Source organism: Paenibacillus sp. Soil750 (assembly GCF_001428045.1).
Lineage (GTDB): Bacteria > Bacillota > Bacilli > Paenibacillales > NBRC-103111 > Paenibacillus_E > Paenibacillus_E allorhizoplanae.
Genome location: NZ_LMSD01000030.1, coordinates 1 through 22,541, shown reverse-complemented (window position 1 = coordinate 22,541; position 22,541 = coordinate 1). Strand labels below are relative to the sequence as shown.

The following is a 22,541-nucleotide window of genomic DNA, read 5'->3' as shown; positions in this document are numbered from 1 at the left end:
GAATAGCACAATTGGTTACATGTCACCTGAGCAATTTGAGCAGCTATACTACCAGCAAGTCGCATAACTTAGTGACGTCCACTTTCTTGACAGAAGAGCATTTTTCCATTTAATTGTAATTTTCTCCCGTGAAACGCGAATTTAGCTGTAGATTTCCCAGTTAACCTTGGCGCCCGCCACATGTCGAGGCATGAAAGACAGCCCCGTCTAGAGATAGCCCTTCCACCTTCATAAAAAAAGGCCGCGGGGACCATCATCCCCACGACCAAATTTCTTACTTATACTCTGGCAACCACTTGCCATGAGCCTCAATCAACTCATCGCACATTGCGATGATATCGTCCATCGACAACTCAGCTGATGTATGCGGATCTAGCATAGCTGCGTGATAAATATGCTCACGCTTACCTGTAATTGCTGCTTCAATTGTCAACAACTGCGTGTTGATATTCGTGCGGTTCAGCGCCGCCAGCTGTGGTGGCAGATCCCCTACGTAAGTAGGTGTTACACCGTTACGGTCAACCAAACATGGCACTTCCACAACAGCTTCGCGCGGTAAGTTCGTGATTAAGCCGGTATTCATGACGTTCCCACCGATTTTGAACGGAACATCCGTCTCGATCGCTTCGAAAATGTACGAAGCATACTCATGAGAACGCACATGCGTCAAATTCGCATCGTTCACGAGATCCTCGCGCATTTGCTTCCAGCGGCTGATTTGATCAATACAACGACGCGGATACTCATCCAGCGGAATGTTGAAGCGGTCAACCAACTCTGGGTAGTTCCGTTTGATGAAATACGGGTGATACTCAGCATTATGCTCGGAAGATTCCGTAATATAATGGCCAAATTTCAGCATCATTTCGTAGCGAACCATGTCTTTGTGCTTCTCTTTTTGCTTCTCCGCCGCGCGTTTCTTAATCTCCGGATAGAGATCGACACCATCCTTGGACACTTCAAGCAGCCATGCCATATGATTGATCCCAGCGATTTTCGCTTTGACCCCAGTTTGATCAATTTCCAAGTGTTTAAATAGCTCCGGTACACAAGTTTGCACGCTATGACACAAACCAACTGTATTCACACCGCCATACGTATTCATTACATTAGTCAAAACAGCCATCGGATTTGTGTAGTTAAGGAATAGCGCATCTGGACACACTTCACGTATATCCGCAGCGAAATCCAGCATAACTGGAATCGTTCTCAAGTTTCTGAAAATACCGCCAATCCCAACCGTATCTGCAATCGTTTGACGCAAACCGTACTTTTTCGGAATTTCAAAATCCGTAATCGTACATGGATCATAGCCACCTACTTGGATCGCATTTACCACAAATTTGGCGCCACTCAAAGCCTCTTTACGGTTTGTATACGCTTTAATAGTGGACGTACTTCCACTCGTTTTCTTGATGTTATTCAGCATATTAGCAGAATCTTGTAACCGTTCATGATCAATATCAAAGAGAGCGATTTCATAGCCTTGCAACGCGGGGGTAAGCAAACAATCACCTAGTACATTTTTTGCAAAAACCGTGCTTCCTGCACCTAAAAAAGTAATTTTGGACATGTGAGATTCTCCTCCAATAGTTCATCTATTAACATATCCTTACTATAGCGCAAGCCCGATTTGAAAAATATGGATTGAAACAACTCTAATATGGACATTTGTAGTTTTTTGGATTACGCTACATCTAAAAGCAAAGTGAGGCTACTATGCAACCAGATCATACTTACTTCGACATAAGCATTAATCCTTTACATAGCAATCCAGACTTATCTGTCCTTTTCAGTGGCGAAGGCAAGCCCTACCCCCAGCACAAAATGGGACCTGCCGTTCACGATTATTACTTGATGCATACGGTTCTCTCGGGGAATGGCATCTTCGAAATGGGTCAGCGAACCTATGCTTGCTCTACAGGAGATACCTTTATTATTTACCCAGGTGAGTTATTTTCGTATACAGCAGATAGTACTACACCTTGGCACTATGTCTGGGTTGCCTCCACAGGTCGATCCGTCGATTCACTACTTTCACAAATCGGGGTCTCCCCACAGCAAGCCGTGGTATCGGGGAATAATCCTCGCACCATTCGTCACTTTTACCGACATCTGCGCGCATGCTTCAGCCAGACCTCTTTCCCCCAGTTAGAGGAGCTGGAAGCTGAGGGTTGGCTGCGCCTGCTTCTTCGCGAGCTTGGACGGGTGAACACGCACCATATTTCTGCCAAGCCAGCGATTGAAACCGATATCCAACGCCAGATCGGACAAGCTATTCGCTATTTAGAATTGCAGTACACACAAGCGGTCTCCATCGAGCATCTCGCTCGCAGCTTGGGGTATCACCGCACCTATTTGTGCAAAATGTTCAAACAATCCACCGGATTATCTCCGATGCAGTATCTATTCAACATCCGCATGGAACGGGCCAAGCAGCTACTGATGACAACCGCCATGACCATTGATCAAGTCGCCTCCTCCGTCGGCTTCAATGATGCCCTATACTTCTCGAAGCAGTTTCACAAGTGGAGCGGTTATGCACCATCTGTGTATCGGAAAGAGCTTAGAAGTGTATAACTCAAAAAATCCAGCTATTACTGCCTAGTTTCATCGAAAATAGGCAGATAGCTGGATTTTCTCCATTTATTTTAAATCTTTCCACGGAAACGCCATTACATTTCCTCTAGATCTCAATATCCACGATTAAGCTGTCTACACGGCCGACTTCACGGATATACGCGGCTACTGCTTGATGCTCCGGGTTCGGACCATAAGCTGCCAATGCAGCTTTATCTTCAAAACGAACGGAAAGTACGACTTGGAAACCTTGATTTTTCTCGGAAAAATTAAGACCGGCTTGGATATCCACGATACCAGTCAGATGGGGACGCAGCGCTTTGAAACGGTCAACTACTTCTTGCAGCTGCTCTTGCGTAGTTGTTTCAGCAAATTTAACAAGGACGATATGATCAATCATGGTGTGAACCTTCTTTCTATACTCATTTAGGACATTAATAATGAACGACACTAATCTTATCAAAAACGCAAACCGAGTACCACTCCCATTTTCGTGGAGCTGAGGCAGGTACGCGTCTGAACTAGCCGATCATCTACCTGCAATAGAGGCAATCCGATCGGAGCTTAATACTTGAACCCCCGTTTTCCCCGACTTAGCTGCTCTTATTAACCCTGTAGCAATCGTTCGTGCATGAATGGGACGATACTTGCGAAGACGACCCGTCATCAGCGGAGCAATGGCCCGCGAAACGATGCCTCCCAGTTTCTCACCTAATCGGAATTCCCCACGGTTACCCAGAATGAGAGAAGGCCGAAGCAAGTGAAGCGCACGAAGTCGCATCCCCCGCAGCTTGTCTTCCACTTCTCCCTTTACCTGATTGTAGAAAAAGGAGGATGTGCGGTCTGCTCCCATCGCTGTTACAATGGCGAAGCTATCTGCTTGTCCCTTGCTAGCCACTTCAGCTAGCATGAGGGGATAGTCTCGGTCTACTCTACGGAATTGCTGTTTCGAGCCTGCTTTTTTGATCGTTGTTCCTAAGGTACAGTAGACATGAGCATGCGAGAATTCCGAGGACTTCAGACTCTCACTCAGCTTAGCGAAATCAATTACTCGCTGCTCGAGTTTCCCCTGTCCATTCGGCAGCTCTAGATCCATTTTTTTACGAACTAACGCAATAATCTTATCATAGTCCGGATCGTTCACTAGCTGTTTGATCAGTTCCTTGCCGACTAAGCCCGATCCTCCCGCAACAATCGCCGTTCTCCCTTTCATAGCACACCTCCGCGTCATAGTTATACATGATCATCTTCATCATACAACCTTTTGGTATCAACTTCGACACGATTTCTTCCACCTGACTTTGCACGATACAGCGCATGGTCTGCCCTAGAAACCATATCTTCCAGCACCATCGTTCCGTATTCCAACGTCGGTGAGTATTCCGCGACCCCGATGCTTGCGGTTATTTTGACCATTAACGACTCTTTGCTAAAAGGTTCATCTATTAAAATATTTCGTAATTCCTCAGCTACTGCAGCACTCTCTTCGGCATCCTTCCGAAGTAATAACAGAATGAACTCTTCGCCGCCATACCTTGCCACAATCGCATCCTCTCCCGCATACCGTCTTAGGATACCCGCGACATGATGGAGAACACCGTCACCAACCAAGTGACCATACGTGTCATTAATTTTCTTAAAATGATCAATATCCATCATCAAGACAGAGCAGGTCTGTCCGGAGTAAATACACGACTGCAATTGCTTATTGCCTTCTAGCATCATATAGCGTCGATTATGAACATCTGTCAATTGATCCATCCATGCCGAATGCTCCAGCAACGAAATGTTAGATTTCAAGCGATCGGACATCAGATTAAATGTAGCCACTAATTGTCGCAGCTCCACGGGAGCTTTTCTAATTTTATCCACATTGATCTGGTAATCGTAATTCCCCTTTTGAATGATCTTCGTGGCTCGCAGCAAGTAGCGAATCGGCCTCTCGATCTTGGAGGCAATCATCACCGCAGCCGCGACACTGAGGAGCAGTGCGATCAAGGAAATGATAATAATCGTCATACTTAATTCATTTAATTTCCGAAAAATTTCTTTCTGGGTAATTTCCCCAACGACAAGCCAGTTTTTCCCTTGGGACCATTGGTATTGACCATACACGATCTCCCCACGGAAGCCATTATACGCACTATGATCCGTACTATTTGACACAGCGCGATGATAGATTTCCGATGCCACACTTTGAGTAATTGCACCATTCTCCGAGCGGTTAGAGGCCGTTACAATATTGCCTTGAGCATCCAGCACATAGACTTCACCCGTATCCCCGAAGCTAAGCTGAGCCATCAGTTTATTCAACATTTCGAGTGTAATAATCCCCAGCACAATCCCCTTGAATTCACCGTGATCGCCAAGTACCGGGGAAGAGAATGTAATGACTGGTGCTCCACTATCTTTCGACATTACGACACCCGAAACAAAGCTTTTCTTTTCCTTCCCGAGCCTGTAGTACTGACGATCTCCCACATAAATCGAAGTCGTATCTGTCCGAATGTAACCATCCGTCTCAACGAAGGTTATCGAGTAAAATTCCGAATTCACCTTTGCATAATCCTGAAACTCCCGTTTCAAATCGCCAATGCGGTGGAACTTGGCATTATCTGAAAGTGCGAAACGTTTAATCGCATCCAACTTTTCCTGATTCCAGCGTTCGATATATAAACTCTGTAACGCAATCACTTGATTGAGTTGAACCCTAGCTTCTTCTAACCTATTGCTCTTCTCTATAAAGTAGAAAGGAACGATAATTGAAAAAGCCAGTACCAATATAATCGCGCTTATCCAGAGTTGAAGTCTTGTTTTAATGGTGTGATCAGAAAAAAGAGAAAACATATGCCCCATCGAGGTTTCCCCCCTTTTTATTCTATATACCTCCATTATACCTTATATTAGGGTGATAATAGACAAAATTCGCTGATTTTCGGCATAAACATACAACTATTTCGAAATTTTACCCGTTTGAAAAGTAGGACCCTTTCGCTTATGCTATTTGGTATGTAGAAAAGAGGTAAATTCCCCCATGAAAATTCTCGTACTGACTGAAAAACCAAGTGTAGCCAAAGAAATTGCTCGTGTACTGGGCTGTAACCAGAAGCAAAAACACCACTTCGAAGGTGCCAAATATGTCGTCACTTGGGCACTTGGCCACCTCGTCACGCTTGCTGAGCCCGATGATTACGATCCCAAGTTCAAGACATGGAACCTTGAAGATCTGCCCATTATCCCTGGCAAAATGAAGCTCAAAGTCATGAAAGAAACCTCGCAGCAGTTTCGTGCTATTGAGCATCTCAGCCGCCGTGGTGACCTGTCGGAGCTGGTCATCGCAACCGATGCGGGGCGCGAAGGCGAGCTCGTCGCGCGCTGGATTATGGAGCTGATCCGCTGGAAGAAGCCGTTCAAACGGCTTTGGATCTCGTCGCAGACGGATCAGGCAATTCGCGAAGGCTTCGCGCAGCTGAAGCCTGGCACCGACTACAACCGGCTGTATCAAGCAGCCGTCTGTCGTTCCGAGGCCGATTGGCTCATCGGCCTCAATGTAACCCGCGCGCTGACCAGCAAGTTCGGCGCGTCGTTATCCGCTGGGCGGGTGCAGACGCCCACGCTGGCGATGATGATCAACCGTGAGGCGGAAATCCGTGATTTCCGGTCCGTTGACTACTGGTTGATCGAAGCCGAGCTCGGATCCTTCCGCGCCCAGTGGCGGGACCCGAAGACCGGCGACTCGCGTATCTTTGACCGCGAGCGCGCCGATAGCTTGAAAGCCAAGCTGCAAGGCCAGAGCGGCCGCATCGTGCAGGTGAATAAGACCGAGAAGCAGATCCCGCATCCGCTGGCTTATGATTTGACAGAGCTGCAGCGCGACGCGAACCGTAAATTCGGCTTCTCCGCGAAGCAGACATCGAATGTCCTGCAACGGCTTTATGAGCAGTACAAATTGGTCACATATCCGCGAACCGATTCGCGGTATTTGACCTCAGATATGGTACCGACCTTGCTCGGCCGTTTGAAAGGTGCTGCTATTGGTCCTTATGCGGCGCTTGCGGCACCTTTTATCCGCAAGCCACTGACGATAACGAAACGAATCGTCGACGACTCCAAAGTCAGCGATCACCATGCCATTATTCCGACAGGTGAAGCCATCTCACTTGCTACGCTAAGTGCAGATGAACGCCGACTCTATGATCTGATTCTTCGCCGTTTCTTAGCTTTATTCAGCGGTCCTTGCCGCTACGATGAAACGAAGTTAACGATTGAAATCGCTGGAGAGAAGCTCTATGCTTCAGGCAAAGTCGTGAAGCAAGCCGGCTGGAAAGAAGTATACGGCGCCACCGATTTCACTGATCCCGATCGGGAAGATAATGAATCCGAGGAAGACACCGGGCAACTGCTGCCCCAAGCGTCTGAGAAGGACTCAGTTACCGCTCGCAACGTTCGGCAAGTTAGCCGCCAAACGAAGCCGCCTTCTCGCCATAACGAGGCTTCCTTGCTGTCGCAGATGGAGAAATTCGGTCTTGGCACACCAGCAACTCGTGCAGATATCATCGAGAAGCTTGTGTCCTCTGACACGATTGAGCGCCAAGGTTCCTTGCTCATCCCTACCGGCAAGGGCACACAACTCATCGAGCTTGCCTCCGAGGAGCTCCGTTCACCCGAGCTTACAGCACGCTGGGAGCAGGAACTTGAGCGAATCTCCAAAGGTAAAGGAAGCATGGAAGCTTTCCTCAGCGGCATTCGCAAGAAAGCTGCCGAGCTAGTCGATGAGGTCAAACGCAGCTCTGCAGCGTATAAACCGCATAATTTAACGGGCAGTAAGTGCCCCGATTGCGGCGAATTCCTTCAGGAAGTCAAAGGCAAACGAGGACGTTATCTGGTTTGTTCCAGTCGTGAATGCTCCTATAAACGTGAAGCTGACGGGCAATTAACGAACCATAGATGCCCACAGTGCCATAAGAAGATGGAAATCCACACGGGTAAAGCAGGCAAATATTTTCAATGCCGTCCCTGCAATGTCGTTGAGAAAATCGACGGCGATTCTAAAGGGAGTGGCGGTCGCAAAGCGACAGCCAAGATCAACCGCCAACTAATCGAGCAATTCTCTGACTCTGCCGGGGTTGGGAACTCCCTCGCAGATAAGCTGCTCGCTGCCCTTCAGCAGAAGAAGGAAGACTAATACCAAGAATAAAGCCCAAGCGATGAATCTTCGCTTGGGCTTTTACATATATGACGACATTTTATGCTCTGGTTAATATCCTGCCTTTAACCGCTAATTCGAGATCTTCTAACGTTGTGATCCCCAAGCTAACCAGTGCATCTCCTGCTTCCATGTGAACATTGGCTAGGATATGCATGCTTGTATGAGGCACTAATGATTTCCGAAACTCGTGAAAAAGCACGGCATTATAAGTTTTGAGAACCGTCATAAACTCAACATTTGGCGGGACAAATCCGCGAATTTCAGACGATCGCCAGAAAAACTCCCTTACATGCATAATATCCGATCCCGTGCGGTTCAATTTTCGAATCATCGCAAAAAACTCATCAACAAGCACTTGTCGATCCGTTTTCATGTGACTATCCCTCCAATGACGTATTCCTACTTGAAGGATACCACAAATAGTTCTTTAGATCTATACAAGCATCCCATTTAAGGGCTTAAATACCTAGTTAATTTGTGGATTCTTTCTATTTCCCTTCCATTTGCCTCTCTGCGATACAAGCATGTCCACCACATACAGTACAACACCCAGATTAATGGCAATATCCGCTAGATTCATAATCCCATTCCCGGAGTTAATGACGATGAAATCGGTGACTTTCCCGAATAGAAGCCTTTCAATCCCGTTCCCAATCGCCCCACCAACAAGGAGTGCAGCTGCACTTTGTTTTAAAGTCCCCGGAAAGCCTCCTTTTTTACGGTACCACCAAATACCTGCGACAATGATAGCGGCTAGAACACCGAGTATAGGAGCCCATCCCTGCAGCGAACTTCCTGCTGCCCCGCTATTTTGATAATACGTGAATGAAATGAAATCTTTATAAAAGGGCATGGATTCACCAACCGTCATCACCGATCGTATCCAATACTTAGACAACTGATCAATGGCTGTAATCACAACAATAATTGAATAAAATAACATGCTACCACTCCCATCAACTCTCAAACTTCACCTTCACTCTTATTTTACTTGAAATGGATGGCAACCTGTTAATTCTGCGATTTCCGATTTTCTTGCATGGTAAAAAGCCCCCTCAGTCCTCCCTGTGGCGGCTCTTGACTATCTCTGCTGCAGTCCTCAACTTAGGTTTATTAGTGTTCGGTATAACTCACTAGGCGTATTGGCCATATGGTCCGGATTTCCACTCAGGAGTAGCTGAGGTGAATCATATCCCCATGTCACAGCTACAATTGGCACACCTAACTTTTTACAGGATTCAATATCCCGTAACTCATCCCCGACATAAATCATCCGTGTAGGCGTGGTTCCCCATTGCTTCATCACTTTGCGGATCGAGTGGTGTTTACCGAAAATATGCTTCGCTGAAATGATCTCTTTAAACGCGCCTTCCAGCTTATTTTTTCTTAAAAAAAGCCGAATATTCGCCTCTGAATTGGAAGAAAGAATCGAGCTCTTAACCCCTTGTGTGGAAAGCTTCGCAATAACCTCTTTCATACCAGGCACAATTTGGAGAGATCGAATGTTCTCGTGGTAGAGCTGCCGCCCTGCCACCATCAGCTTAGGGATTTGGAGCACGGGTACCCCTAAACGATCTACGCGTTCAGAAATCGACATCGAGCGTAACGGACCCAAGTCCTGATCGCGGATGGGACGGAAACGATATTGGGTGGCCATTTCATTATAAAGCTTAACCAGGAGCGCCCTGGAATCGACAAGTGTCCCGTCAAAATCAAATAGGATGTGTTTTACCATCTGGGCGTATATACAAATAAGGCCGGACCCTCGGGCGGCACTTGGCGAACTTGGTTATGTTTAAACTCTTGGGCTGGATCTAGGACCACATGCGGATTACTTACGGTTCGCAAATCCTCCCACGTACAAGAAACACCGTGGTCGTAACCCGTTGCACCACCTGAGAACATTTTACAGCCATTGCAGAATAACTCCTTTTGTTGCGCATCCAGTTTTACGATTTTATTACGAAGACAACAGTAAATTTCATTAACTGTGTTACATACATTAACATGAGTGATCATAGCCATTTACCGTCAACTCCTTGCGGCACTTTGAGTGTGTAATAGTAAGTTTATCGAACTACTATTAAGTGTATGACACAATTTTGTAAACGGAATAACATTTCTCACGATGGGCCGTCCAAATTTGCTACAATTAGGAAATACAATAACACGTTTGGAGGTTCTTCCCCATGCAGGACGCTTTGCATTATGTAATTCCGATTCTTATCTTTGGCTTTTTCATTTATCGACGGGTGAAGCGCACCATTGGCTTTCAAAAGCTTTCCCGTGGCAGGCTCATCTTTCGTCTGTCGCTGTTCAGCCTCTTCGGAGTGGTCATTTTCCTCTTGGGCTTCGTTCATCCCATCCACTTCATCGGCTATTTGATCGGGCTTGCTGGCGGCGCATTGCTCGGGCGAACAGCGATTCGCCATACCCGCTTCGAGCATCGAAGTGATGGCTGGTACTATCGCACACATCTTTGGATTGAGGTCACCGTCCTTGTTCTCTTTCTAGGTCGCATCGCATATCGCTACGCCAGTGTAGCTATTTCTACGGAACCAACGACTACCTTCAGCCCTGCTGAACTCTCACAATTTACCAAAGATCCCGTCACTGCAGGTGTTTTCTTCATCATCGTGTCGTACTACGTTTTGTTTTTCAGCTACTTGCTGCGCGAAGGAACCAAACTGGATCCAGCAGGATTGGCGGATAGCGACGATGGTGTGATTGGGAGCCATGGAACTCCCGACACCGGGGTTTCTAGTCCGCAGGTGAATGTTCGGGTAGAGTAACGGAACGTGAGGGCACTAAATGGAGGATTCCGCCAATTCCAGTGAAGTTGCGGAACGTGAGGACACTATTTCAGATCGATACGCCAATTTGTGGCTGTAGATTCGGAGATAGCGGATCTTCGTTCCTCTTTGCTCCGCCACTCGACTGCTGCTGTCTATACCCATTGGATATATCCACTGCAACTTCCTGATCGGGGCTGAAATTAGGCTTTTCATTGGATTAATCCAGTCTACTAGCTCCTTTCGAGCCAATAAAAGACCCTTTTCTGTCATTTGAGTGGATTTGTCCAATCAAATTAAACAATTGGCTACTTGTAAGAGCAATACATTGGATTAATCCAATGGGCAGAATGGTGGCAGGATGGGGACGTCGGTATTTGCCTCTTTTGGTGGTGTATAGTAACTTCTCTCCCTCTACTCCTACGTTATTTCGAACGCTTACGCACACACTATATCATTTAAACAAATTAGGTAGTTACAAGAAAGGGATACTCCCCTAGGTCAATTGACCTAGGGGAATATCCCTTTTAATCACCCGTAGGTGGAGTAACCTGTCTGTCGCCGCACATTCAGTGGCAATACTCACAAATAACGCCCTTTTGGGGCATTATTTGCTACGCCGAGGACGTCCAGCTCTGCAATAAGACCCTTTTCGGGCCTTATTGCCCGCATTTCAGCGGCTAGCCTAAGCCGCCCTTCGCTGCCTCCTCGGCAACCTTCGCGAACTGCGTGCTGTATAGCCGCGCATACAGCCCTTCCAGTGCGAGCAGCTCGCTGTGCGTCCCCCTCTCCACGACGCTGCCCGCTTCGATCACCAGAATGTGATCGGCGGCCAGCACCGTGGAGAGCCGGTGCGCGATCACGAGCGTCGTGCGCCCTTGCATCAACTCCTCGAGCGCCGCCTGCACATAGGACTCGGATTCCGAGTCCAAGTGCGACGTCGCCTCATCGAGGATGAGGATGCGCGGGCGCTTCAGGATCGCACGAGCAATCGCGATCCGCTGGCGCTCACCACCGGAGAGCCGGTGGCCGCGCTCTCCGACCATCGTGTCGTACCCTTCGGGGAGCGACACGATGAAATCGTGGATGTAGGCCTGCCGACAAGCGGCCTCCATCTCCTCACGCGTAGCGTCCTCCCGCGCGAAGCGCAGGTTGTCGCCAATCGTCGCGTGGAACAGGAAAGACTCCTGCGTCACATACGCGATCTGCGCGCGCAGCGACGCTAACTCCACGTCGCGGACGTTCACGCCGTCGACCTCAACAACGCCGGCTGTCGGGTCGTACAGCCGCGCAATCATTCCAATCAGCGTCGACTTTCCGGCGCCGCTGGGTCCAACAAGCGCAACCATCTCACCAGGCTGCGCCTCGAAGGTGATGTCGCGCAGCGCATACTGCACCTTCTCCCTTTCCCCGCCTCGTTCTGCCAGCTTCCCTATCTCAGCTCCTTCGCCTCGTTCCGCCAGTATCACTCTTTCGCTTTGTTCCACCGTTCTTCGCTTCTGGCCAGCCTCCAATAGTTTCTCAGCTTTTCCGCCCTGCTCCGCCTGCTTCCCTATCTCCCTCGCTCTGCTTTGCTCCCCAACCTTATAAGCAAAAGACACCTGCTTATACCTCACATGCCCCGCCACAGGCCCTAACTGGCGCGCGCCCTCAGCATCCATGACATCAGGCACCATGTCCTGATACTCAAAAATTCGCTGGAATACCCCCAGCGCTGTCGCTACCTCGACATGCAGATTCAGCAAGGTCCCTACTGGCATATACAACCGTCCCAAATACGCCGTAAACGCGACGATCGAACCTAATGTCATATCCCCTTGAATGACGGAGTAGCCGCCATAGATATAAATAATAGCCGTGCCTAACGGCCCTAACGTGCTCGTTGCCATTCCGAACCAACGGCCGACAAGATTGAGCCGAAGCTCGAGATCCATCACCTTTTGATTCATCGTTGTGAATTCTTGCTCTTGCTGCTTCTCTCTGCCAAAAATCCGCGTCAACAATGCACCCGAAATGCCGAAATTTTCATTCAGCTGCGAGGTGATGTCTGAGCGCACCTTCTGGGTTTCAATCCGTAGCTCTTTCCGAAGCTTGGATACCTTTTTCACAGGCAAGACGAAAAGTGGCAGGATGAGCACCGATATGATCGCCAGCTTCCAATCTAACGCAAACAAGATACCTATTGTTGTGAACACAATGACGATTTGCGTGATCGAAGAGACGACAATGGACGTAACCACACTCTGTACCGACTGCACGTCCCCTGTGATCCGCTGAACAATTTCACCAGAGCGCGCGTCCGTGAAGAACGACATTGATTGCCGCTGCAGATTGTGAAACAACGACTGCCCCAAATCCCGAATAACCCCTTGGGTTACTTTGGTATTGAGATGGTTCTGCCATACGCCTACCATTCCGCTCAACACAGGCAGCACGATTAACAGCAGCGCCATCACGGACAATAGCTGAACACGTCCCTGCGGAATTGCGGTATCAATAATTTCCTTCATGACTAGAGGCGGGATCAACCCCATCACTGCCGCAAGCAGTGCCAAGCCGATAATAACCAAGAGCTGTCCCCAATACCTTTTGAACAATAACAAAATCCTTCGTATCGATACATCCTTCAACTTGGCCTTTGGACGATTCCGGTCGGAAAGCCGCCCCATTCCTCCTGGTCCACCTGGTCCGATCACTCACCAATCACTCCGATCTTTCTCCTCTTTGCTGCCCCTCAGCTACAAAGGAATTGCATAAACAATTGCACGGATTACTTCTTCTGCCATCTGCATAACACGAAATAACGATGTCGTTTGCAGGACATTATACTGTCTAGGTCCATCCACGTTCACGATCGCCGCAATCGTGTAATCACCAATAGGCGGTAAGACTTTTCCTACTGATTTCCCTGGAGCCAGTGGCTGGTTCGACAATTGGTACAATCCCACACTCAATTTCCGACCTAAACACGCATCTATCGCAATAACGACAACACTCTTTGGAATTTCCTGCAAGCGCAAGGCCAAATTAGTAGCATCACACGGTGCTGCCAGCGTACCGATGACATAAGGATAGCCTAGCTCTGCAAGCCTACTTCCCACAAGTGGACCTAGTGAATCGCCTGTTGAGCGATCTGTTCCTATACATACAAAGGCAACCCGACTAGGCTCCAGCCCCTTACTCACGGTAATCATTTGTAGAAGCTGACCTAACTGCTCGCCATCTACTTTTTTCCAAAACTGCTCCTCCAGCTCCATTGGTTCTTTCTCCATCTTTGCCTCCCTTTCAGGCATGTACACCTAACCTTTCACCTCATGCATGATAGTTCCATTCTTTCATATGGAGGTGGGCTGTGTCCACTTGCATACTTCCGTATTCACATACACCAAATAAGCGTTACTCGACAACCGAGCAAAGCCTATTCATGCCGCTTATAGATCTGACTATTTAACCATCTTAATGTACGCGATTCATTCGAACAATGCGATAATAGAGCTGACCGCTGACCTCTTGCTCCACTTCCAGATAGCCTTCAGAGTGAACATAATCCCCTAACATAAACGTGGAAGCATCCGCCGAATCGGCATGTGTTAGAAAGAGCAGTGCTACTTTATCATCCCCAACCACAAATCCAACTTGTTCCTTCACCTGAAATTTCTCAAGAATTTTGCCATGATGTGATCTCACGATATGATGGAACCGCCAAGTGCCTTCTTCTTCTATGATAAAATAAAGCACACGATTACGATGCGCATTGCTAAACTCCCGCGTCACACCGATCATACACACCTTCTCACCAACACGTAAATATTCATCAACTACATAAGATTTCAGTCGTAACCGATTCACATTCTTGCTTTGAATATATGTTTCCATCTCATCTATGGAGCGCTGATCCCTTGGATCTTGTTTTGTTGCGTAAAATACTTCTTTAATAAACGTATCCGTTTGGAACTGCCTAGCCCCTTTGAAATGGTTATATGTATGAAAAAATTGCTTAATCACGACCCGAATGTCTTCCGGTATGGCAGGACCTGTTTCCACGTTATACATGCGATCTGTTCGGCCCGACAATTTAATTTTATGAAACCAGCTTTTCCAGACACTAACTTGCATGTCGAACGCGTCACCTACTTTCTTCCAACCATTGTTTCATTATAGGCTATAATCCTCAAAAATTCGATAAAAATCGCACAAATTCGCGCAAAAAATAGAGCATACGCCGCTTTGCTTTCAATAAAGAAAGACTTTGCGAACGTACGCTCTTAGATCGATGCTTTACTTGATTTCGTAACTACCTATAACACGCGTTTGGCACCTACATATCTGGAGCCCCAATAGGAGCTTGCGAGACTATCAACGGTTACACCGACGGACGTTGTCGAGGAAATGAATTGATTATTTCCGATGTAAATGCCTACATGATTGACGATACCAGAAGCAAAGAAGACGAGGTCTCCCGCTTTCAAATCCGTCACTCTTGCCCCCGCTTTATCGTACATTTGTACGGAGGTGCGTGGCAACTCGATCCCTTTGGCCTCGTATACATAACGAACGAATCCTGAGCAATCGAAGCCCTTAGGTGTAGTTCCTCCCCATCGGTAAGGTGTCCCTTTAAATGTCGTTGCTGCTTGAATAATTTGAGCTGCAATGGATGACTGAACGACCTTGGCCACTGGGGCTGCTAAAACTGCTGGTGGCGGTGCAATCCAGGCTGGCTTATGAGTCTTGCCGTCCTCTTCCACGATGGCGATTTTATTCGCATCGTTCCAAGCAATTGCAGATCCAAACGTCTCTGTAACGAAGCGTAGAGGGACATAGGTACTCCCCTTAACCAAAGTCGGGCTGCTCTCTAACTCAACTAACTTGCTGTTCACGATCGCTTGCTCATCGTCCGTTGTGAGTTGAATTGCGTGTTCCTTGTTCTTAAGCGTGACGACGACTTCATCGCCTTGCTTTGCCCATCCCACTTGATAACCTAATTTCTCCGACAACACACGTAGTGGCACCTGAAGTGTACCTTCCGTATCAATAAACGGCTGAACTTCCGGGAACTGCACCAATTCATCATTGACTTGAACCTTCACTGAAGAACTGTCTGGGGCAGCAGCATACGTGGATGGAGCGGCGAACAGAGAAATGGCTGCGCCTAGAAGAGCGCATGAACAAATAAAGCTTTTGGTAAAAAGTTTCAAAACGTTGTGCCTCCTTGAAGCCTCCGAGGTTAGTTGACGGGTTCGGGAAGAGGTTTTCCCTAGTACGCCCCATTAGCCTATGGCTAACTGAGCATCATTCACCCCAAGTAAAGAAGTCCCCCGTACCAGAGCTTTCGATGCTCTGAGATTCGGCATTTTTTGTCTATGTTAGACTAGCACAGTTCGTTTTGCCCTGACAACTTTTGCGAGATGGTAAGTGTTTCCTTTTCTATGTAAAAGCACACAAAAACAGCCGCTCTTCTCAGAGCAGCTGCTTATACACTTCGGTAAACAGGATATGTTTACAGGGATTAAACTCTTTTTCCGTCATCGGACTAGGATAACTCATGATGTTGAGAGGCAATGTGAGTTGCCCTTCTCTGAGGGGAGGCTGTGCATAAGGGAATAGGTTCAAATGGAAACCGCAGCGCTTATAGAATTCAATTCTCCGCGTAGCATCTGAGGCAGTCGGAGGCTCGACTTCAAGTACGATAGGCGTGCTTGTGCGGCTCATATACGTCGTCAGCATTTGCTTGCCAATCCCACCGCCTCTTGTGGCAGCATTGACTGCGATATGTTCCACGAATCGAAACGTGCTAAAGCTCCAACTGGCCAGGAAGCCAAGAAGTTGCCCTTGTGCATCTCTCTCGACATCGATGCTGTAATTAGGATGAGATAACAGCGCCCGCTGACCTTCATATGTCCTTATTTCGGTTACAGGAAAAGCCGCTTCCATCAGCTCGAATACCTCTTCAAATGAATCCACTTTTTCCATCTGTCAGCACCTTCCTTCAAGTTAGCTATAGGTTATCCAACCGGGAAGCTTCTTACTTCAGTCCCTACCATTTTGAGAAAAAGGCATGTGCCGCAGCGTGGGAGCCAGGAGGTGTCGCATGTCCCATGAAGGGGTACACTTCAATTGATTTGTGTGCAGATTCGATTCGGTTATACGCAGCAAAAATGGCTTCTGGTAAGCAGCACGTGTCCTTCAACCCTACCGTAACGTGAACAGGCTGCTGAATACGATCACCCAGATTCATGATATCGAAATAAGAAACTGTTCGCAGTACATCCGGCAGATACTCTGGGAACCGAGTAACGAATTCCGCTGCCTCACTAAGTGAGCTCACCGATTGCAATAAGCCTAAATCCATATGGCATAGATTCGGTACATGGGCAATGGTTGCCCGAATGCGCTTCTCTAGCGCAGTTACGAGTAGGGCGAGCCCTCCGCCTTGGCTTCCACCGTATACGAATACACGCTGACTGTCGATCTCTGGCTGCTCTAACGCGCATTGCACAGCACGTAAGGAATCGATCGCAACCGCTCTATAATAGCTCGTCTCGGCGTCTAGAATCCCCTGTGTAATCCATCCCCTGGTCATGCCGGTCTCCTGTGGCAGCAGATTACCGCTATCGCCACCTTGCCCGCGTACATCAACTGCAAGTACCGCATACCCCATAAGCAACCAAGCTGCATGATCCTCAGGTCTTCCTTTGGAGCCCGTATAGCCTGGGAATGTAACAATACAAGGTACCTTCTTAGACTTGCTCTCTTCATTAGGCAGTAACAACCAAGCATGAATTGGTGTTTCCGCAGCGCCCTGCAAGACGATCTTATTCACTTCCGCTTGTACAAAAGGTGATGCCACCGACTCTCTTGTATAAGAAGCTGCTTGCATAGCTTCCGCGTATGTGCGCTCCCAGAATGCAGCCAGATCAGCAGTCGCCGTTAACTCCGAATGATACTGATGTAACCCATGAATACGATTTTCAATAGCGTTCATTTCGGTAAGTCCCCTTTGCATGTTTTTCCCATTTTAACCTAGATACACGTGTATGACTATTGAAAAATATGAATAAGAGACGGAACGTCGATGCTCATATCGATGATTCTACCGATTCCTGTTTAGAAGTATAAATTACAGCTAATTTGATCGAATCTGACGTATTTTCGTGATTAGGTGGAGAAGGTACATTTAATTTGTATGAAGTTTGAAGAATCGAACAAATCTAAGGGATTTAACTACAGGAAATACAGTTAATCTTTCGAATTCGAGAAATCCGCTTCAAATAGATGGAGAAAATCCAGTTAAATTGCGGGAAGTAGGTTATTACTCATCGGTCATTAACAAAAAAAGAAAAAGAGCCTGTTTCATAAATTGACTCTTGAGACAGGCTCTTTCTTGTGTAAGCGGGCGGCGGGAAAATGGTATATTGAGACGGTCGAACCCTAAGGGGTTCAATTCCCTAATTATGAAGAAAAGACCACCCGAAGGTGGTCTCTTTCTTGCTTAAGCGGGCGGCGGGAATCGAACCCGCGCGATCAGCTTGGAAGGCTGAAGTTCTACCATTAAACTACGCCCGCATATAAAAAATTCTAAAATGGTCGGGACGACACGATTTGAACATGCGACCCCCTGCTCCCAAAGCAGGTGCTCTACCAAGCTGAGCTACGTCCCGTAGTGAATATAAAGTGTAAATGGCGCGCCCTGAGAGATTCGAACTCCCGACCTTTTGATTCGTAGTCAAATACTCTATCCAGCTGAGCTAAGGGCGCAAATATTGGAGCGGAAGACGGGGATCGAACCCGCGACCCTCGCCTTGGCAAGGCGATGCTCTACCGCTGAGCCACTTCCGCACGGTGTAATTTCTCTTTCGCTCAGCAAGTGTTTCTCTGAGGCGACAAGGAATAATATATCAGGTATTCAAAACAAATGCAACTATTTTTTATATTTTTTTATTATTTTATGAAAACGCCGCCAAATGGCAGAACTTCCCGAGCTATGCGGCGCAGCAAGCTATCCGATTTCATGTGCTCGTCCAACTTAGGATCCGGCTTACAAGGCTGCATGAGTACATGACCATGCCCCGTAATCTCCCAATGATAATTCATGTGCTGGCTTGCTAATGTATTGCCATACACACATAGCCGTAGATTCGCCTGCCGCGGATACGCCACCAGACAGCTAACATCTATAAACAAAGGCTGCTTCGGATCTAAAGCCATCTGATGCAAAGGGCCTGCTGTTAATAAACCTAGCGTACCTGGGCCATGAAATTGCATTTTGACAAGATCCTGCGTAATCAATGTATTCTTGACGCTCTGGAGGTGCGTTGTGAAGGTCACACCTTCCGTATAGAAGAGAACATGACGAAACTCAAACAAGAGGTCATCTTCCGCTTCTAAAGGTACTACAGCCAAACTATACGCTTCAGGCAGTCCCATAAGTAATTGGCCTGGCCCTCTCACCCGTGATTGGATCAAGCGCTTTTTCCTATACATACCGGGAAGCTTCATCAAAGCATCCTCGCGCAGCTCTGGCATCCCTTGAAACGCTACAATTTGGTTGGGATGAAGGACATAAACTGCTTCGCCATAGTCAAGCTGAAGCGTAGCCATCCTAGCTTGCAAACTCGCATTTTCAAAGATGACCTCCATGACACAACCTCCTCACACTAGCCTGCTAACGCAGCCCGCGTTTCTGTCTACGCCAAACGAAGAAGCGAAACACACGTCCAAGCAAGAAATATCCTACAACCAACGCGGCAGCCGTAGTCACCATGTAGGTTATTTTGCGATTTCGTTTATCCTTATCCAGCGCTACTTGTTCCATCGCCTTCAACCGTTCTTGTAACTGCTCGTTGTCCTTCTTAAGCGCCTCGTTCTGACTGAGGAGACGATCCTCAATTTCTTGAGACTGCTTAACTGCTTCCGACAACTTGTCCTTCTGCTCTTCTAATTGCTGCTTCGTAGCCTCATAATCCTTCTGGATCTGTTCTACATTGCTTGGCAATTGGTAGATTTCTTTTACCCGATCCAACCAAGAGGCGTGGGCAGCAGGCGTTGGGTACATGAACCCGATGATGATGATAAGAACACCAATAGCTCGTCCAAACTTAGATATCCTGCGTATTTGCACCCGCTATCCCTCCCCCTGGTTGGCTGCTCGACATTATGTTCTATTTTACAGCAAAATTCACCCCACCACCACTTCTATCGCTTGAACTGGATATCGTAATATCGTTTTCATTTTGGCAGGCTCTATCTTCCTCGGATCTGATAAGTAAATCTCATGATGAAGACCACAGTACCTTAGCTGATTGTCCTCTATAAATTGCTCCATTCGAGCAAGTGTCTCTGGTTCTGTTGCATACGGACCTACATGCAGCATTTGGACACAGGTTCCCTCATTCAAGGATTCATAGCCAACATCAGATATCACTTTTAGCTCCTTATTCTTAGCCATTGCAGTTGTACGCGCTTCTTCCACAATCTCATCTGACACATATGTCGGCATGCGAATCAATAACTTCCAATGCCATTCTTCCCTCGGTACCTCCAAAGCAGTTCGGGGATCTCCATTAACCCACCATTGCCCTTCCAGCTTCGCTACAGTGAAATCTTTCTCCAGCTTCTTGTAATGTCCTTTAACGCCGTACGCGACCGTATACAGCGCTTCTGTGGCGTTAGCAAAGGTGGTACCATCGGGATCTCCTTTGCCTACAATGGTTACATAAGAAATAGGTTCAAAAACAACGAGTTCTGGCTTCGTTGGAGCTGTGTAATAAGCTTTATAGGCCTTGGCTAGATCTAATTTATCCATGATGCACTTCCTTTCTTTTTCTATTACTATATAAAATAAACCCTGACAACCTTATGTCAACAAACAGAAAAAACTTACCTTTCGCATAATTGCGAAGCAAGTAAGTTTTTGTCTCATGAATAGGGTATGTAATTATTCCGCAGCTGGCGGCGTGAAGGAACGTTGTGCAAATTCCGCATCCAACATATAGAACGCATTGCTATCTTTATCGATACGTTTCAACTTGTTGATAATGCTATCGAACATGGCTTCTTCTTCAACCTGCTCGTCAATGAACCATTTCAAGAACTGCATCGTCGCATGCTCTCTATCATTCAATGCCAAATCGGATAGGTGATAAATCCGTTTCGTTACTTCTTGCTCATGCAGGTAAGCATGTTCAAAAGCATCCAAAATCGATTCATACTGATTCACAGGCGTGTTCATACCAGCAAAGCTGACTTTTTTCCCACGGTCATTAATAAATTTAAAAATCTTCATGGCATGGAACTTCTCTTCTTCTGCTTGTACTTTAAAAAAGTTCGAAAATCCATCCAAGCTTTCCGCAGCGCAATAACCAGCAATAGCTAAGTAGACGTGCGCGGAATAAAACTCATAATTCATCTGCTCATTGAGCGCTTCTGTTAGTGTATCGTTTAGCATCTGTGCACACACCTTTCTGTATGGTTATCTCTTGCGTATTCCCCATACATACAAGATTAACAGAATTGTGCATAGAAATACAAACGGAAGTAACAATTTCACCAGATTTAGGTTCAAGCTGTCACACTTTTGGCCTTAGATGCCGAGATTATTTCCTTTAGTTGAGCATACAAATGGTCAGGTGACTCCGCGCAAAGCAGCTTCTTCTTCCCGATCATCGCAATACATTCTTTCTTGCAATGTCTGCAATTGCCGAGGCAATCTTTCTTCTTCTGCTTCAAGTCTGGATACTCGTGCTTCAATGACTTATATATTTGTTTCGATCCGAATTTCTCATTTCTACAGCAGTATTTAATCGTTTTCAAATGCGATCTCCTCCCGCCATTTCGTGTCAATCACTACTCTTGATATTAGTGATAATAATAATCAATGTCAACCGGATTTTATATAAGCTTGTACGCAAAAAAAAGAGCTTTCTTCGATCCTCGTTAAAGGATACAAGAAAGCTCTTTTTGTTTGGATGCGCGTAGAGGGACTTGAACCCCCACGGTCGCCCGCTAGATCCTAAGTCTAGTGCGTCTGCCAATTCCGCCATACGCGCAAACTATAAATAAGGCAAATGGTGAGTCATGTAGGATTCGAACCTACGACACCCTGATTAAAAGTCAGGTGCTCTACCAACTGAGCTAATGACTCATAATGTATAGATAAAAAATGGCGGAGCTGACGGGATTCGAACCCGCGGTCTCCTGCGTGACAGGCAGGCATGTTGGGCCACTACACCACAGCTCCACACTATGTAATTCTCCTCTTGGTAAGAGGTTGGTTGCGGGGGCAGGATTTGAACCTGCGGCCTTCGGGTTATGAGCCCGACGAGCTACCGGGCTGCTCCACCCCGCGACGTTACTAGCATGATATTTAACATTCCCAGAGAAAATTCAAGACATCCTAACTTTCTTCTGAAAAGATAAAATGGTGGAGGCTGACGGGATCGAACCGCCGACCCTCTGCTTGTAAGGCAGATGCTCTCCCAGCTGAGCTAAGCCTCCATGGGATAAAAGTAAAACTAGTGGTGACCCGTAGGGGACTCGAACCCCTGTTACCTCCGTGAAAGGGAGGTGTCTTAACCACTTGACCAACGGGCCTCGTAAACAGGCTTTTCTAATTTGAAAGCTCTTATGGCGGAGAGAGAGGGATTCGAACCCTCGAGACGCTTGTGACGCCTACACGATTTCCAATCGTGCTCCTTCGGCCAGCTCGGACACCTCTCCATATGGCTCCCCGAACAGGACTCGAACCTGTGACAACTCGATTAACAGTCGAGTGCTCTACCAACTGAGCTATCAGGGAATAGAAACAATGAATCTTTCAAGGATTTATTCCTTGAAAACTAGATACGAAACTTCAACGTAAGTCTTACTCTTAGGAATTTTGGTTAAGCCCTCGACCGATTAGTATTCGTCAGCTGCATACGTTRCCGCACTTCCACCTCGAACCTATCAACCTCGTCGTCTAC

The 22,541-nt window shown here is 47.2% G+C and carries 22 protein-coding genes, 12 tRNA genes, 1 rRNA gene and 1 riboswitch; of the genes, 3 read left to right on the top strand and 32 right to left on the bottom strand.

Features of this window, described 5'->3' with window-relative positions; all coding sequences use genetic code 11:
• Nucleotides 1-274: 274 nt before the first annotated feature.
• Entirely contained in the window at nucleotides 275-1,573 is a 1,299-nt protein-coding gene (locus ASL11_RS24380) for an alpha-glucosidase/alpha-galactosidase (protein ID WP_056620683.1), read from the bottom strand.
• A gap of 146 nt (nucleotides 1,574-1,719) precedes the next feature.
• Between ASL11_RS24380 and ASL11_RS24375 the strand changes: the two genes are divergently transcribed.
• The gene (locus ASL11_RS24375) at nucleotides 1,720-2,580 is read left to right on the top strand and encodes an AraC family transcriptional regulator (protein ID WP_056620681.1); all 861 of its coding nucleotides are present in this window, start codon (nucleotides 1,720-1,722) and stop codon (nucleotides 2,578-2,580) included.
• A 106-nt stretch (nucleotides 2,581-2,686) separates the two neighbouring features.
• On the opposite strand, the gene ASL11_RS24370 is transcribed toward ASL11_RS24375, so the two are convergent.
• The 3 genes from ASL11_RS24370 to ASL11_RS24360 all read right to left on the bottom strand — a co-directional run bounded on the left by ASL11_RS24370 (nucleotide 2,687) and on the right by ASL11_RS24360 (nucleotide 5,436).
• Complete coding sequence (locus ASL11_RS24370) at nucleotides 2,687-2,980, bottom strand: Dabb family protein (protein WP_056620678.1); 294 nt, start codon at nucleotides 2,978-2,980, stop codon at nucleotides 2,687-2,689.
• Between the two features lie 129 nt (nucleotides 2,981-3,109).
• Nucleotides 3,110-3,793 (bottom strand): NAD(P)H-binding protein, encoded by a 684-nt coding sequence (locus ASL11_RS24365; protein ID WP_056620676.1) that lies wholly within the window; start codon nucleotides 3,791-3,793, stop codon nucleotides 3,110-3,112.
• 20 nt (nucleotides 3,794-3,813) lie between these two features.
• Nucleotides 3,814-5,436, bottom strand: a complete 1,623-nt coding sequence (locus ASL11_RS24360; RefSeq protein ID WP_056620674.1) for a sensor domain-containing diguanylate cyclase — start codon at nucleotides 5,434-5,436, stop codon at nucleotides 3,814-3,816.
• 178 nt (nucleotides 5,437-5,614) lie between these two features.
• On the opposite strand from ASL11_RS24360, the gene ASL11_RS24355 reads away from it, so the two are divergent.
• Complete coding sequence (locus ASL11_RS24355) at nucleotides 5,615-7,765, top strand: DNA topoisomerase III (protein ID WP_056620672.1); 2,151 nt, start codon at nucleotides 5,615-5,617, stop codon at nucleotides 7,763-7,765.
• 61 nt (nucleotides 7,766-7,826) lie between these two features.
• Here ASL11_RS24355 and ASL11_RS24350 read toward each other — a convergent pair whose 3' ends face one another.
• From ASL11_RS24350 to ASL11_RS24335, 4 genes are all read right to left on the bottom strand, one after another.
• Nucleotides 7,827-8,162, bottom strand: coding sequence for a hypothetical protein (locus tag ASL11_RS24350; RefSeq protein WP_056620670.1), 336 nt, complete (start codon nucleotides 8,160-8,162; stop codon nucleotides 7,827-7,829).
• A 93-nt stretch (nucleotides 8,163-8,255) separates the two neighbouring features.
• Nucleotides 8,256-8,732 (bottom strand): signal peptidase II, encoded by a 477-nt coding sequence (lspA, locus tag ASL11_RS24345; protein ID WP_056620668.1) that lies wholly within the window; start codon nucleotides 8,730-8,732, stop codon nucleotides 8,256-8,258.
• Nucleotides 8,733-8,888: 156 nt separating this feature from the next.
• Nucleotides 8,889-9,524 carry an HAD-IA family hydrolase gene (locus ASL11_RS24340; protein ID WP_056620667.1) on the bottom strand — a complete coding sequence of 212 codons (636 nt, stop codon included), beginning with the start codon at nucleotides 9,522-9,524 and terminating at the stop codon, nucleotides 8,889-8,891.
• Nucleotides 9,518-9,814: a hypothetical protein gene (locus ASL11_RS24335; protein WP_056620665.1), complete on the bottom strand. Its 297-nt coding sequence runs from the start codon at nucleotides 9,812-9,814 to the stop codon at nucleotides 9,518-9,520. Before ASL11_RS24335 ends, ASL11_RS24340 begins: the two co-directional genes overlap by 7 nt.
• 164 nt (nucleotides 9,815-9,978) lie before the next feature.
• Between ASL11_RS24335 and ASL11_RS24330 the strand changes: the two genes are divergently transcribed.
• Nucleotides 9,979-10,581, top strand: coding sequence for a DUF1453 family protein (locus ASL11_RS24330; RefSeq protein WP_056620663.1), 603 nt, complete (start codon nucleotides 9,979-9,981; stop codon nucleotides 10,579-10,581).
• A 680-nt stretch (nucleotides 10,582-11,261) separates the two neighbouring features.
• On the opposite strand, the gene ASL11_RS37685 is transcribed toward ASL11_RS24330, so the two are convergent.
• The 24 genes from ASL11_RS37685 to ASL11_RS24210 all read right to left on the bottom strand — a co-directional run.
• Nucleotides 11,262-13,250 (bottom strand): ABC transporter ATP-binding protein, encoded by a 1,989-nt coding sequence (locus ASL11_RS37685; RefSeq protein ID WP_056620661.1) that lies wholly within the window; start codon nucleotides 13,248-13,250, stop codon nucleotides 11,262-11,264.
• A 69-nt stretch (nucleotides 13,251-13,319) separates the two neighbouring features.
• A complete protein-coding gene (yyaC, locus tag ASL11_RS24320) occupies nucleotides 13,320-13,853 on the bottom strand; it encodes a spore protease YyaC (protein ID WP_056620659.1) in 534 nt (177 codons plus the stop codon).
• 184 nt (nucleotides 13,854-14,037) lie between these two features.
• Entirely contained in the window at nucleotides 14,038-14,697 is a 660-nt protein-coding gene (locus tag ASL11_RS24315) for a hypothetical protein (protein ID WP_056620656.1), read from the bottom strand.
• A 182-nt stretch (nucleotides 14,698-14,879) separates the two neighbouring features.
• Nucleotides 14,880-15,776 carry a C40 family peptidase gene (locus tag ASL11_RS24310; RefSeq protein WP_235550572.1) on the bottom strand — a complete coding sequence of 299 codons (897 nt, stop codon included), beginning with the start codon at nucleotides 15,774-15,776 and terminating at the stop codon, nucleotides 14,880-14,882.
• A gap of 3 nt (nucleotides 15,777-15,779) precedes the next feature.
• A riboswitch (cyclic di-AMP (ydaO/yuaA leader) is annotated at nucleotides 15,780-15,941 on the bottom strand.
• A gap of 97 nt (nucleotides 15,942-16,038) precedes the next feature.
• Nucleotides 16,039-16,551, bottom strand: a complete 513-nt coding sequence (locus ASL11_RS24305; RefSeq protein ID WP_056620654.1) for a GNAT family N-acetyltransferase — start codon at nucleotides 16,549-16,551, stop codon at nucleotides 16,039-16,041.
• 64 nt (nucleotides 16,552-16,615) lie between these two features.
• Entirely contained in the window at nucleotides 16,616-17,563 is a 948-nt protein-coding gene (locus ASL11_RS24300) for an acetylxylan esterase (protein WP_056620651.1), read from the bottom strand.
• A 510-nt stretch (nucleotides 17,564-18,073) separates the two neighbouring features.
• A tRNA-Gly gene (locus ASL11_RS24295) sits at nucleotides 18,074-18,144 on the bottom strand.
• An 18-nt stretch (nucleotides 18,145-18,162) separates the two neighbouring features.
• Nucleotides 18,163-18,239 (bottom strand) — tRNA-Pro (locus ASL11_RS24290).
• A 20-nt stretch (nucleotides 18,240-18,259) separates the two neighbouring features.
• A tRNA-Arg gene (locus ASL11_RS24285) sits at nucleotides 18,260-18,336 on the bottom strand.
• A 6-nt stretch (nucleotides 18,337-18,342) separates the two neighbouring features.
• A tRNA-Gly gene (locus tag ASL11_RS24280) sits at nucleotides 18,343-18,417 on the bottom strand.
• 102 nt (nucleotides 18,418-18,519) lie between these two features.
• Nucleotides 18,520-19,218, bottom strand: coding sequence for an AIM24 family protein (locus tag ASL11_RS24275; RefSeq protein WP_056620650.1), 699 nt, complete (start codon nucleotides 19,216-19,218; stop codon nucleotides 18,520-18,522).
• A gap of 25 nt (nucleotides 19,219-19,243) precedes the next feature.
• Nucleotides 19,244-19,699 carry a hypothetical protein gene (locus ASL11_RS24270; protein WP_056620648.1) on the bottom strand — a complete coding sequence of 152 codons (456 nt, stop codon included), beginning with the start codon at nucleotides 19,697-19,699 and terminating at the stop codon, nucleotides 19,244-19,246.
• A 57-nt stretch (nucleotides 19,700-19,756) separates the two neighbouring features.
• Complete coding sequence (locus ASL11_RS24265; protein ID WP_056620647.1) at nucleotides 19,757-20,383, bottom strand: GyrI-like domain-containing protein; 627 nt, start codon at nucleotides 20,381-20,383, stop codon at nucleotides 19,757-19,759.
• 132 nt (nucleotides 20,384-20,515) lie between these two features.
• On the bottom strand, nucleotides 20,516-21,025 hold the full coding sequence (locus ASL11_RS24260; protein ID WP_056620645.1) for a ferritin: 510 nt from the start codon (nucleotides 21,023-21,025) through the stop codon (nucleotides 20,516-20,518).
• A gap of 113 nt (nucleotides 21,026-21,138) precedes the next feature.
• Nucleotides 21,139-21,390, bottom strand: coding sequence for a DUF1450 domain-containing protein (locus tag ASL11_RS24255; RefSeq protein WP_056620643.1), 252 nt, complete (start codon nucleotides 21,388-21,390; stop codon nucleotides 21,139-21,141).
• Between the two features lie 156 nt (nucleotides 21,391-21,546).
• A tRNA-Leu gene (locus ASL11_RS24250) sits at nucleotides 21,547-21,626 on the bottom strand.
• Nucleotides 21,627-21,645: 19 nt separating this feature from the next.
• Nucleotides 21,646-21,721: transfer RNA gene (locus tag ASL11_RS24245), tRNA-Lys, on the bottom strand.
• A gap of 19 nt (nucleotides 21,722-21,740) precedes the next feature.
• Nucleotides 21,741-21,817, bottom strand: a tRNA-Asp gene (locus ASL11_RS24240).
• A gap of 31 nt (nucleotides 21,818-21,848) precedes the next feature.
• Nucleotides 21,849-21,925, bottom strand: a tRNA-Met gene (locus tag ASL11_RS24235).
• A gap of 73 nt (nucleotides 21,926-21,998) precedes the next feature.
• Nucleotides 21,999-22,074, bottom strand: a tRNA-Val gene (locus tag ASL11_RS24230).
• A gap of 21 nt (nucleotides 22,075-22,095) precedes the next feature.
• Nucleotides 22,096-22,170: transfer RNA gene (locus ASL11_RS24225), tRNA-Glu, on the bottom strand.
• A 34-nt stretch (nucleotides 22,171-22,204) separates the two neighbouring features.
• Nucleotides 22,205-22,296: transfer RNA gene (locus ASL11_RS24220), tRNA-Ser, on the bottom strand.
• 3 nt (nucleotides 22,297-22,299) lie between these two features.
• Nucleotides 22,300-22,375, bottom strand: a tRNA-Asn gene (locus ASL11_RS24215).
• A gap of 81 nt (nucleotides 22,376-22,456) precedes the next feature.
• Nucleotides 22,457-22,541 (bottom strand): 23S ribosomal RNA (locus ASL11_RS24210); the annotation flags it as partial.